At 61.2% G+C, this 11,344-nt stretch carries 13 protein-coding genes; 4 read left to right on the top strand and 9 right to left on the bottom strand.

The features are described from left to right. The first annotated feature begins 46 nt into the window (after positions 1 to 46). Positions 47 to 1,231 (top strand): C17 cyclopropane fatty acid synthase CfaB, encoded by a 1,185-nt coding sequence (gene cfaB, locus ACM530_RS10145; protein ID WP_145158346.1) that lies wholly within the window; start codon positions 47 to 49, stop codon positions 1,229 to 1,231. Positions 1,232 to 1,366: 135 nt separating this feature from the next. On the opposite strand, the gene cls is transcribed toward cfaB, so the two are convergent. Then, positions 1,367 to 2,806 (bottom strand): cardiolipin synthase, encoded by a 1,440-nt coding sequence (gene cls / locus ACM530_RS10150; RefSeq protein WP_416364708.1) that lies wholly within the window; start codon positions 2,804 to 2,806, stop codon positions 1,367 to 1,369. Between the two features lie 131 nt (positions 2,807 to 2,937). On the opposite strand from cls, the gene ACM530_RS10155 reads away from it, so the two are divergent. Next, complete coding sequence (locus tag ACM530_RS10155) at positions 2,938 to 3,459, top strand: DUF3617 domain-containing protein (protein WP_119741192.1); 522 nt, start codon at positions 2,938 to 2,940, stop codon at positions 3,457 to 3,459. Here the strand turns inward: ACM530_RS10155 and ACM530_RS10160 are convergent. Genes ACM530_RS10160 through folE2 form a run of 7 tightly spaced genes read right to left on the bottom strand, consistent with a single transcriptional unit; the run spans position 3,456 to position 9,096 of the window. Continuing rightward, positions 3,456 to 4,793: a dihydroorotase gene (locus tag ACM530_RS10160; protein WP_416364709.1), complete on the bottom strand. Its 1,338-nt coding sequence runs from the start codon at positions 4,791 to 4,793 to the stop codon at positions 3,456 to 3,458. The genes ACM530_RS10155 and ACM530_RS10160 overlap by 4 nt on opposite strands. A 3-nt stretch (positions 4,794 to 4,796) precedes the next feature. Then, positions 4,797 to 5,357: a carbonate dehydratase gene (locus ACM530_RS10165; RefSeq protein WP_416364710.1), complete on the bottom strand. Its 561-nt coding sequence runs from the start codon at positions 5,355 to 5,357 to the stop codon at positions 4,797 to 4,799. Then, positions 5,354 to 5,782, bottom strand: coding sequence for a phosphoribosyl-AMP cyclohydrolase (hisI, locus tag ACM530_RS10170; protein ID WP_416364711.1), 429 nt, complete (start codon positions 5,780 to 5,782; stop codon positions 5,354 to 5,356). Before hisI ends, ACM530_RS10165 begins: the two co-directional genes overlap by 4 nt. After that, a complete protein-coding gene (locus ACM530_RS10175) occupies positions 5,779 to 6,657 on the bottom strand; it encodes a metal ABC transporter substrate-binding protein (protein WP_416364712.1) in 879 nt (292 codons plus the stop codon). The genes hisI and ACM530_RS10175 overlap by 4 nt, the downstream gene beginning before the upstream one ends. An 11-nt stretch (positions 6,658 to 6,668) precedes the next feature. After that, positions 6,669 to 7,535, bottom strand: a complete 867-nt coding sequence (locus tag ACM530_RS10180; protein ID WP_106575938.1) for a metal ABC transporter permease — start codon at positions 7,533 to 7,535, stop codon at positions 6,669 to 6,671. Further along, entirely contained in the window at positions 7,535 to 8,203 is a 669-nt protein-coding gene (locus ACM530_RS10185) for a metal ABC transporter ATP-binding protein (protein ID WP_262206798.1), read from the bottom strand. The genes ACM530_RS10180 and ACM530_RS10185 overlap by 1 nt, the downstream gene beginning before the upstream one ends. Further along, a complete protein-coding gene (gene folE2, locus ACM530_RS10190) occupies positions 8,200 to 9,096 on the bottom strand; it encodes a GTP cyclohydrolase FolE2 (protein ID WP_369302804.1) in 897 nt (298 codons plus the stop codon). Before folE2 ends, ACM530_RS10185 begins: the two co-directional genes overlap by 4 nt. A 128-nt stretch (positions 9,097 to 9,224) precedes the next feature. Between folE2 and ACM530_RS10195 the strand changes: the two genes are divergently transcribed. After that, positions 9,225 to 10,436, top strand: coding sequence for an N-acetylmuramoyl-L-alanine amidase (locus tag ACM530_RS10195; protein ID WP_242201241.1), 1,212 nt, complete (start codon positions 9,225 to 9,227; stop codon positions 10,434 to 10,436). Here the strand turns inward: ACM530_RS10195 and ACM530_RS10200 are convergent. After that, complete coding sequence (locus tag ACM530_RS10200) at positions 10,433 to 10,801, bottom strand: glutamine synthetase (RefSeq protein ID WP_416364713.1); 369 nt, start codon at positions 10,799 to 10,801, stop codon at positions 10,433 to 10,435. The genes ACM530_RS10195 and ACM530_RS10200 overlap by 4 nt on opposite strands. A gap of 126 nt (positions 10,802 to 10,927) precedes the next feature. Between ACM530_RS10200 and dksA the strand changes: the two genes are divergently transcribed. Next, a complete protein-coding gene (dksA, locus tag ACM530_RS10205) occupies positions 10,928 to 11,332 on the top strand; it encodes an RNA polymerase-binding protein DksA (RefSeq protein ID WP_145158317.1) in 405 nt (134 codons plus the stop codon). The last annotated feature ends 12 nt before the right edge of the window (positions 11,333 to 11,344 follow it).

The raw sequence follows: 11,344 nt of genomic DNA on the forward strand, positions 1-11,344 counted from the left end.
ATGGTCTACCCTCACTCCAGACGTCTGAAACAAGGGGGGACTACTCATGCTCGCGCAACTTCCACCGGCCTTACAGAATCTCAAGCTACCGCTGCGTCTTCGACTCTGGGACGGCCATGAATTTAACCTGGGTCCCGAGCCCAGTGTGACGATCGTGGTAAAGGACCCCACGGTCGTTTCCAGCCTGACTCATCCAACGCTGGACTCATTGGGCGAAGCCTTCGTCGAGGGCAGACTGGAGCTGGAAGGCTCCATCAGCGAAGTAATCCGAGTATGCGACGAGCTGAGTCACGCCCTGATTGAAGACGACGAGGAGAGTCGTCCGGTACGCTCGATCCACGACAAGGCCACTGATGCCGCGGCCATTTCCTACCATTACGACCTGTCCAACGAGTTCTACCAGCTGTGGCTGGATCAGGACATGGCGTACTCCTGCGGTTATTTCGAAACCGGCAGCGAATCCATCGATCAAGCCCAACAAGACAAATTTCGCCACCTGTGCCGCAAGTTGCGGCTGCAGCCAGGCGAGTATTTGCTCGACGTCGGCTGTGGGTGGGGTGGGTTGGCGCGTTTTGCGGCGCGCGAGTTCGGCGTCAAAGTGTTTGGGATCACGCTGAGCAAAGAACAGTTGGCGCTGGCCCGTGAACGGGTCAAGGCCGAGGGGCTGGAAGACCAGGTAGACCTGCAACTGCTCGACTACCGCGATCTGCCGCAGGACGGTCGTTTCGACAAGGTGGTGAGCGTGGGCATGTTTGAGCACGTCGGCCACGCCAACCTGGCGGAGTACTGCAAGGTGCTGTTTGGCGCCGTGCGCGAAGGCGGCCTGGTGATGAACCACGGCATCACCGCCAAGCACACCGACGGTCGCCCCGTAGGCCGTGGCGCCGGCGATTTTATCGAGCGATATGTGTTCCCCAACGGCGAGCTGCCGCACCTGGCGATGATGACGGCGGAAATCAGCGAAGTCGGGCTGGAAGTGGTCGACGTCGAAAGCCTGCGCCTGCATTACGCGCGTACGCTGGACCATTGGAGTGAACGCCTGGAAGACAACCTCGAAGCGGCCGCCAAGATGGTGCCGGAGCAAGCGTTGCGGATCTGGCGGCTGTACCTGGCCGGGTGCGCGTATGCGTTTGCGCGGGGCTGGATCAACTTGCACCAGATATTGGCAGTGAAGCCTCACGCTGATGGCAGCCATGAACTGCCGTGGACGCGGGAAGATATTTACCGCTGATCTTCAGCACACTGCAGATCAAAAAACTGTGGGAGCTGGCTTGCCGGCGAAAGCGGTGTATCAGGACCAGATGGGTCGACTGATACACCGCTTTCGCAGGCAAGCCAGCTCCCACATTTGTTTCTGTGTTGTTTGTTAGAGAATTGGTGAGATCAAACGCGCCACTCGCATGCCCAGCTGTTGCAGGCGGCGGGTCTCGCGGCTTTCTTCGTGGCTGACTTCATGCGCTTGTGCGAAGTCATCCAGCAGCATCTGCTCCACCTGGCTGGCAAACGCTTCATTGACCGTCAGCAACATCACTTCAAAATTCAGCCGGAACGAACGGTTGTCCATGTTCGCACTGCCGATTGCGCTGATTTCGCTGTCCACCAGCACCACTTTCTGATGCAGGAAGCCCGGCTTGTAGCGGAACACGCGCACGCCAGCGCGTACGGCTTCGATGGCGTAGAGGCTGGAGGCGGCGTAGACGATACGGTGATCAGGCCGCGACGGCAGCAGCAGGCGCACATCGACCCCACGCAAAACCGCCAGGCGCAGGGCGGCGAACACCGCTTCATCGGGTACGAAATACGGGCTGGTGATCCACACGCGCTCGGTCGCGGCATGGATAGCCTCGACGAAAAACAGCGAGCAGGTTTCATACGGATCGGCCGGGCCGCTGGCGAGCAATTGGCAGAGCACGCCGTCTTCGGGGTAGGCGTCAGGCAGGATCAGCGGCGGCAGCTCGCGCGCGGCCCAGAACCAGTCTTCGGCAAACGACTCCTGCAGGCACGCCACCACCGGGCCGGTAACCTGCACGTGAGTGTCGCGCCACGGCGCCAGTGGCGGTTTTTTGCCCAAGTATTCATCGCCGACGTTATGCCCGCCGACAAAGCCGGTGAGGCCGTCGACCACCACGATTTTTCGGTGGTTACGAAAGTTGACCTGGAACCGATTGAGCCAGCCACTGCGGGTGGCGAACGCTTTGACTTTGACCCCGGCGTCGCGCAGCGACTGCACATAGCTGTGGGGCAGGGCGTGGCTACCGATGCGGTCGTAGAGCACGTGAATATCTACACCTTCGGCAGCTTTTTCCTTCAGCAGGGTGTGCAACTGCCTGCCAAGATCGTCGTCATGAATGATAAAAAACTGGAACAGCACCGCCGTCTTAGCCTGGCGAATAGCCGCGAAAATCGCACTGAACGTGGCATCGCCATTAATCAGCAAGCGCACGTCATTGTTGGCCAGGCACGGCATGCGGCCCAATTTGGGCATCGCGCGCAAGGACGCATAGGCGTGGGAGTTGCGCGCTGTCAGGGCTTCTTCGACCCACGGGCGCCAGTTCAGCGCGGTGATGGCGGTGTGCATTTCCTGGTTGGCCTGGCGACGCGCCTGGATGTACGCGTCAAAGGTGCTGCGGCCGAAGATGAGGTAGGGAATCAGCGTCAGGTAAGGCATGAACATCAGCGACAAGGCCCAGGCGATCGAGCCTTGGGCGGTCCTGACGGTCAGCACCGCGTGGATCGCGGCGAGCGTCCCGAGAAAATGCAGCGTGGCAATGAAGTAGGCGAGCAGGTGCGGGCCAAAAAAATCCATGAACGACATCACTCCAGGCAATCCAGTGCCCTAACAGACCATGTTCGACGACGAATGTCGCTATTTTATTTGCCGTGCAACACTGGCGCCTTTGCAGCGTCTAACGCCCACAATTACCCAGGAGTTACCCGATGAATGCTCGTCTGCTTGGTTTGGCCATGGTTGTTGGATTGACGCTGCCCGTGGCGGCTCAGGCGCAGATGCTGGCGCCGGGCTTGTGGGAATTGACCACCAGCAATATGAAAGTCGATAACCAGGACTTGCCCGACCTGTCGCTGATCCTCGGTCAGCTCAAGCAACAGATGACGCCCGAACAGCGCGCCATGCTCGAAAAACAGGGCATCACCATGGCCGGCAAAGGCGTGCAGGTTTGCCTGACGCCTGCCCAGGTCGCGTCTGATTCCATTCCCTTGACCGACCCGCAATCGGGCTGCAAACAGCAAGTGACCGACAAAACCGGCAACCAGTGGAAATTCCGTTTCAGCTGCCCGAAAGCCCAGGGCACTGGCGTTGCGACCTTCCAGAGCCAGCAGGAATTCACCACCACCGTCAACGGTACGTTCAATGCCACCGGCGTTCAGCAGAAGGGCAGCCTGGACACTCACGCCCAATGGCTGGGCAACGATTGCGGTACGGTCAAACCCCGCGCTTAACGCAGAAAGTGCAGGGGCAGCCCCTGGCAACTGTCGATCACCTGGCCGTTGTGCCACGCCAGGTGGCCGGACACCAGGGTGGTGCTGACGCTGTGGCGAAAGCTGCGCTCGGCGAAGGGCGTCCAGCCGCAGCGTGCGAGAATCGGCTGGCTGCTGACGGGTTTGCCTTCGGGCTCAGGTTTGATCAGTACCAGATCGGCCCAATAGCCCTCGCGTAGATAGCCTCGATCCGGGATAGCGAACAGGTCGGCCACACGGTGACTGGTCTTCGCCACCAGTGTGGTCAGCGGCAAATGCCCGTCAATCACCAGCTCCAACAACGCCGGCAGCGCGTGCTGCACCAATGGCAGGCCTGACGGCGCTTCGCGATAGCCCAACTGTTTTTGCGCCCAGGTATGCGGCGCATGATCACTGCCGATCACATCCAGACGATTACTCAGCAAGGCCAGGCGCAGCGCGTCGCGGTCAGCGCGGGTCTTGATCGCCGGGTTGCATTTGATCTGGTGGCCAAGGCGGTGATAGTCGCGGTCATCGAACAGCAGATGGTGCAGGCAAACCTCGGCAGTGATGCGTTTCTCGGCCAAAGGCTTGTCTTCGAACAGGGCCAACTCGCGAGCGCTGGTCAGGTGCAGCACGTGTAGGCGCGTGCCGTGTCGCTGGGCCAGTTCCACCGCAAAAGACGATGAGCGAAAACAGGCTTCGGCATCCCGGATCAGCGGGTGGGCGACGGCGGGAATGTGCTCGCCGAATCGCTCACGCAGGCGCTGCTCATTCGCCAGGATGCTCGGCGTGTGTTCGCAGTGGGCGAGAAGGATGGTCGGTACTTCGGCAAACAGCCGCTCGAGAATTCGCGGGTCGTCCACCAGCATGTTGCCGGTGGAGGCGCCCATGAACACTTTCACCCCGGCCACTTCACGCGGATCGAGGGCGGCGACGATGTCCAGGTTGTCGTTGCTCACGCCAAAGTGAAAGCCGTAGTTGGCCACCGAGTGCAACGCGGCGCGGCGCTTCTTATCGGCCAGGGCTTCCAGGTTCAGGGTGGCAGGGTGGGTGTTGGGCATGTCCATGAAACTGGTGATGCCACCGGCCACCGCCGCGCGGGATTCACTGTAAAAACTGCCTTTGTCGGGCGCGCCAGGTTCGCGAAAGTGCACCTGGTCGTCGATCATGCCTGGCAGCAGCCATTGACCCCGGGCGTCAATTTCCAGCGGCTCGTTGTAGCCTTCGAGGCTGGCGGCAATCTTCTCGATGCGGCCATTGGCGACCAGTACATCGGCATCGAACTCCCGGCCTTCATTCACCAGCCGGGCATTGCGAATCAGCAGGCGGCTCATGGTTCAGAACTCGTTTTGCAGGGCTTTGTAACCACGCACCAGGTCGACGTTGGTGCGCGCCACGTCTTCAGAAAACTCTGAGGCGCTGACACTCACCGGCGGAAATTGCGACAGGTCGGTGTTCGGGCCAATGCGGGTGGTGGAGGGCACGTAGAACGCGGCGGGCAGGTCGCGGCCGTCGACCACCGAGTTGTGGCGCACCACGCAGCCATCGCTGACGGCGCAGTTGAACAGCACGCTGTTGAAGCCGATAAACACGCGGTCGCCGACGGTGCAGGGGCCGTGGACGATGGAGCGATGCGCGATGGAGGTAAATTCGCCAATGGTCACCGCCGCGCCGGATTTGGAGTGGATGACCACGCCGTCCTGAATGTTTGAATTGGCGCCGATGGTGATCGGGTCCATGTCGCCGGTGGCGTCGACTTCGTCAGCACGGATCACGGCGTAAGGGCCGACGAAGACGTTTTCGCCGATGATGACCTTGCCGCAGATGATCGCGGTTTTATCCACGTAGGCCGATTCGGCAATCACCGGCAGATCGCCGGAAGGGTTCTTGCGGATCATGCAGCGGGCTCCTTTTTTAGGGGCGAGGTGATGATGTGAACGTGGGCGCCGTCGATGGCGTTGTAGAAGCAGGTGGGCCGGCCGGTGTGGCAGGCCGGGCCTTGTTGGTCGACGATCAGCAGCACGGCGTCGCCGTCGCAATCCAGCCGGGCCTCGACCAGCTGTTGCCAGTGACCGGAGCTTTCACCTTTGCGCCACAGCTGCCCGCGCGAGCGCGACCAATAGCAGACTTGCCCGGTGGCCAGGGTTTCGGTGAGGGCCTGGCGGTTCATCCAGGCCAGCATCAACACCTCACCGCTGCCGTGTTGCTGGGCGACGGCGGCAATCAGGCCGTCGCTGTTCCACGCCGCGGCGTCGAGCACGGTGTGGAGTGGAAAGCGGCTGCCCATGGCAGCCTCTTCCAGGTCGAGCATGCTCAGGGTCATGGCTTGTTCAGGGCCGCGCACAGGGTGTTGAGGTTGTATTCGAACAGCCCGGTAAAGGTGCTGGCCGGGCCTTGGGCGGCGAGGGCGTCGGAGTACAACGTGCCGCCGATCTGCGCGCCGCTTTCGTCAGCAATCTGCTTGAGCAGGCGCGAATCCTTGATGTTTTCCATGAACACGGCTTTGACCTTGTCTTTGCGGATCTGGGTGATCAGCGCCGCGACTTCGGCGGCAGACGGTTCGCGTTCAGTCGACAGACCCTGGGGCGCGAGGAACTGAATGCCATAGGCCTGGCCCAGGTAACCGAAGGCGTCATGCGAGGTGACGATGCGACGGTTGCCCGGTGGCAGCGTGCCGAACCGGGTCTTGGCCTCGGCCAGCAGGCGGTAGATTTCTTTCAGGTAGGTTTGGCTGTTGCGCTGGTAATCGGCTGTGTTGGCCGGGTCGGCGGCAATCAACGCCTTGGTGATGTTGTTCACATAGATTTCGGCGTTGGCCAGGTTATGCCAGGCGTGCGGGTCGGGGATGGTTTCGCCGTCTTCTTCCATGGTGTGAGAGATCACGCCTTTGCTGGCGGTCACGACCGTGGCTTTGGTTTCGGTGCTGGTCACCAGGCGGTCCAGCCAGGGCTCGAAGCCAAGGCCGTTCTTGATGATGACCCGGGCCTTGAGCAACGCCTTGGCGTCGTCCGGCGTGGGTTCGTAGGTATGGGCGTCGGCGTCCGGGCCGACCATGTTGCTGATCTGGATGTGATCGCCACCGATCTGGTGGGTGATGTCATCCAGAATACTGAAGCTGGTCACCACTTGAAGTTTGTCGGCGGCCTGAGCCATCGACAAGGGCAGCAGAAGGCTGAACATCACGAGTAGAGCGCGCATCGGGAAACACCTCATTGGGATGTAAGCAAGGGCGGGCGGCGCAGCAAGCCGTGCACCGGACCGAAGACCACGGACAGCAAATACCCGCCGCCCGCCACCAGCACGATGGCCGGGCCGCTGGGCAGTGAGTAGTAGAACGACAGCAACAAACCGAACCACACCGACAGGCATCCCAGCACCGCCGATACTGCAATCAACACCGGCAGGCGCCGGCTCCAGAAGCGTGAAGCAATCGCCGGCAACATCATCAAACCCACCACCATCAACGCGCCGATGGCCTGGAAACCGATCACCAGGTTCAGCACCACCAAGGTCAGAAATAGCCCGTGTGCGAGTGGGCCGAGGCGGCTGACGGTTTGCAGGAACAGTGGGTCGAGGGTGTCGAGCAGTAACGGTTTGTAGATCAGCGCCATGGCGATCAGGCTGAAACCGGAGACCCAGAGCATGCCGGTGAGGGTGGTTTCATCCACGGCCAACGCGGAGCCGAACAGCAGGTGCAGCAAGTCCAGACGCTTGCCCGCGATGCCGAGAATCAGCACGCCGGCGGCGAGGGAGATCGGGTAGATGGCGGCAAGGCTGGCGTCTTCACGCAGGCCGGTGCGGCGAGTGATCCACGCGGATAAACCGGCCATGCTCAGGCCGGCACCGAGGCCGCCGATGGTCAGCGCGGGCAGGCTGAGCCCGGCAAACCAGAAGCCCAGCGCGGCGCCGGGCAGGATGCCGTGAGCCACCGCGTCGCCGATCAGGCTCATGCGCCGCAGGATCAGAAACACACCCAGCGGCGCGGTGCTGCAGGCGAGTACAAGCCCGCCGATGAGTGCGCGGCGCATGAACACGAAGTCGAAAAAAGGCATCCACAGGTGGGCGGCAAAGTGCATCAGGCCACCTGCATTTGGGGTTGGGGGCGGATCAGCTCTTTGCTGAGGCCGAACACGCAGCCGGTGCTTTTGATCTGCACCACGTGCTGGGTGTGGTGGCGCACGGAGGCCAGGTCGTGACAGACGACGATGATCGTGCGGCCCTGGTCGTGCCAGGCGTGAATGTGTTTCCAGCACAGCGCCTGTCCGTCTTCATCGAGGGCGGCGTGGGGTTCGTCGAGCAACAACACGGGCGCTTCGGCGAGGCTCATGCGGGCGAGCAGGGCGCGTTGCAGTTCGCCGCCGGACAAGGCCATCAGCGGGCGATTTTCCAGCCCACTGAGGCACCAGTCCTCCAGCACCGCCTGCAGACGTTCGTTGCGTTGGGCTGGCGTGAGTTGTGTGCCCCAGAAGCCGGCGGCGACCAGCTCTTGCAGGTTGATGGGGAACTGGCGATCCAAGTGCTGCTGCTGCGGCAGAAACGACAGGCCACCCCGGCGCGGAACCTCCACGCTGACCTTGCCCGCCAGCGGTTTTTGCAAACCGGCGATCACTTTGAGCAGGCTGCTTTTGCCGGTGCCGTTGGCGCCAATGATGCCGGTGAGGCTGCCTTTTTCCAGGGTCAAATCCAGTGCTGGGGTGAGCGGTTGCCCAGGTGCACCCCAGCGCAAAGCGTTACAGGTGATCATGCAGAGTCTCTCGTCCAGCGGCTTTCAGCCACGGCATCGTGCGCGTGCAGGCTTTCGGCGTGGATCACTTTCAGGTGGAAGGCTTTGACGGCATCCGAGCGTTTCAAGGCGAGGTTAAGGCGGCGTGCGGCGTCTTCACAGAACATCAGGTTCTGCCCGTTGGCCAGGGCGAAGGCTTGTTCGTCCGCACGTTTCACCGCGGTTTGCACGGCGGTACCGAGCGCGGCTTCGACGTCATCGATCAGGTCGGTGAGCGGCAAGGTGGACTGATTGGCGTCCAGCTCAATGGAGAGTTGTGCGCTGCTGCGTTGGCTGTGGGGCGTGGCGACGATGCCGTTGGCGCTGCCGAGCCAGGTCAGTACGTCTTCGTGTTGCAGTGGTGTGTTGGCGAAATCTTCAAGAAATTGCTGCTGAATCAATTGCCTGGCGAGCGCAGCGGAGCAGGGGCAGGTTGAGGAATAGGTAACGTCAATTTTTAGTTCCACGTGGAACATCTGGTTTTCCAGACGTGCCTCGATGCACACCGGGTAGCCTTTCCAGCCAGCCAATGGGCTGACCAATGCCGGGCGTTTGAGCAGCAAATCTGTGTGAATTCGTAGGTAGGCGTTCTTAGATAATCCTTCATGACTCTCAAGAAAGCGCTGCAGTACATTACGCAGAAGTGCAGGCGTAAGAAGCTGCTGGTCGAGCATTTCCAGGGCCAGGTACAGGCGCGACATATGAATGCCGCGGGCCTCGCCGTCGTCCAGGCTGACGCCAGCATCGGCGGTGGCAGTCAGGCGTTGGCCGTCGATAAGAATGGGCAAGGCGATGCCGCACATGCCTACCCAGTCGAGCGGCAAGGCTTGGCGTGAAGCCTGCGCGGCGATATCCGGCAGAGTCAGCGCATTCATGAGCAGGTCCATCGTTGGAAATAAAAAGACATGTTATATTATAACTATTGAGTCGACGATGATTTTTCTGCTCCAGCCTTTCTTCAGTCATGTCGAGCAGGGACGCTCCTCTATTCGCGGTATATGTCATGCACAGACGTCAGCTCCTCAACCTGCTGCTGGTCAGCCCTCTGTTCTCCTTTCCATTGGGGGCTTTTGCCACGCAGATTCGCAATGCGCGCCTGTGGCGCTCCGACGACAAACTGCGGCTGGTGTTCGACCTCAGCGGCCCGGTGCAATACAAGACCTTTTCCCTGACCTCACCGGAGCGCTTGATCATCGACCTGAGCGGCGCCGGGCTCAGCGGCGATTTCTCGCAGTTGGCCTTGAAGAACAGCGGAATCACTTCGATCCGCTCCGGGCATTTTGGTAAAGGCGATACGCGCATCGTGCTGGACCTGGCCGCACCGATGCAGGTCAACAGTTTCTTGTTGCCGCCGCAGGATGGCCAAGGTCATCGCCTGGTACTCGACCTGAGCAGCGCCACCCAAGCGCCGCGCCAGATCGCCGCGCAGCCGCAGCCTCTGGTGGCGCCGGTGGACAAGGCGCATCCCAAGCGCGACATCATCGTAGTGGTCGATCCCGGCCACGGTGGCAAAGACCCAGGCGCAATCGGTTCCAAGGGCCAGCGCGAAAAGGACGTGGTGTTGTCCATCGCCCAATTGCTGGCCAAACGCTTGAAGCGTGAAAAAGGCTTTGACGTGAAACTGGTGCGCAACGATGACTTCTTCGTACCGCTGCGCAAGCGCGTGGACATCGCCCGTCAGCACAAGGCGGATATGTTTATCTCGGTGCACGCCGACGCCGCGCCACGGCTCACGGCCTCCGGGGCGTCGGTGTATGCGTTGTCTGAAGGCGGCGCAACCTCCGCCACGGCGCGCTTCATGGCGCAGCGTGAAAATGGTGCGGACTTGCTGGGTGCCACCACCTTGCTCAATCTCAAGGACAAGGACCCGATGCTGGCCGGGGTGATTCTCGACATGTCGATGAACGCCACCATCGCCTCCAGCCTGCAGCTGGGCAGCTCGGTGTTGGGCAGCCTGCAAAACATCACCACGCTGCACCAGAAGCGCGTGGAGCAGGCAGGGTTTGCGGTGCTCAAGTCACCGGATGTGCCGTCGATCCTGGTCGAGACCGGGTTCATTTCCAACACCCAGGACGCTCAGCGGCTGGTCACTGCGCGCCATCAACAGGCGGTGGCGGATGGGCTTTTCGAAGGCTTGAAAAAGTACTTCGAGAAGAACCCGCCGATGAACAGCTACATGGCGTGGGTTCAGGAGCAGAAGAACGGCCAAGTCTAGCAGCCGGTAATACGGCTGCACGTGAACTTCGCACGGGTGCCGCCTGAGCTGGAAAACCGGTTGATGGTGGTCCAGCCCACGCGGCGCGTGTAGCCGACCCACGCCTCACCATCGGACGCCAACCCGGTAAAGAACGTCAGCTGCCCATAGCGGCTGTTGGTCTGTGCCCAATAGCGTTTGCCGATCACCTCGAAACCGCGCAAATAGGTGGTGCTGCCGGCAGCCGCCACGCTGTAGGCATTCCCCAGCGGATCCACGCAAGCCAGCAGGTTGGCGCTGCGCACGCAGGTAGCCGCCAGGCTCGGCGTTTGTGCGCAGGCAGGTCCTGCCACTGCCAATAACAGGGCGCACAGCAGATATTTCATAAGGTTTCTCGGGGACCGGAACGGGCTCAAGCATTGCGCCCTTCGTCGTGACGAGCAAGGGGATTGGCTTATTTATGTTGTTATACTATAACATAAAGACACAGCCTGACCCGTGAACTGTTCTCCATGACTGAACAAGACCTCCTTGCCCAATCGCCCAACGATTACATGAATGAAGCCCAGCAAGGCTTCTTCCGCGAGCTGCTGCTGGGCCAGCGTTTTGAACTGCAAGCGCGCATCGAAGCCGAGTTCCTGGTGCTGCGCGAGCAGGAAACCAACAGCGACCCCGCCGATGTGGGCAGCGCCGAAGAACAGCGCCAATGGCAACTGCGCCTGCTGGAGCGCGAAAAAAAGCTGCTGGACAAGATCGACGACGCGCTTGAACTGCTGGCCCGTGGCGAATACGGCTGGTGCCGTGAAACCGGCGACCCCATTGGCCTGAAACGCCTGCTGCTGCGCCCCACAGCGACCCTGAGTATCGAAGCCAAAGAACGTGAAGAGCTGCGCGAACGCCATCAACGGGCGATTTGACCGGCCAACTCT

The sequence above is a fragment of the Pseudomonas sp. NFX183 genome (genome assembly GCF_047943075.1).
Taxonomy (GTDB): domain Bacteria; phylum Pseudomonadota; class Gammaproteobacteria; order Pseudomonadales; family Pseudomonadaceae; genus Aquipseudomonas.